The following is a 292-nucleotide window of genomic DNA, read 5'->3' on the forward strand; positions in this document are numbered from 1 at the left end:
GTATCAGAAGTGCGAATGCTGACATGAGTAACGATAATGCGGGTGAAAAACCCGCACGCCGGAAGACCAAGGGTTCCTATCCCATGTTAATCAGGGTAGGGTAAGTCGACCCCTAAGGCGAGGCCGAAAGGCGTAGTCGATGGGAAACGGATTAATATTTCCGTACTTGGTATAATTGCGATGGGGGGACGGAGAAGGCTAAGCAAGCATGGCGATGGTTGTCCATGTGAAAGTGAGTAGGCTAGCGACTTAGGTAAATCCGGGTTGCTGTTAGGCTGAGACACGAGACGAG

Annotated in this window: 1 rRNA gene; it reads left to right on the plus strand. The window is 51.0% G+C overall.

The features are described 5' to 3' along the window. Positions 1-292: ribosomal RNA gene (locus AN391_RS20065) — 23S ribosomal RNA — on the plus strand; the annotation flags it as partial.

The sequence above is a fragment of the Pseudoalteromonas sp. P1-13-1a genome (assembly GCF_001401875.1).
GTDB lineage: Bacteria > Pseudomonadota > Gammaproteobacteria > Enterobacterales > Alteromonadaceae > Pseudoalteromonas.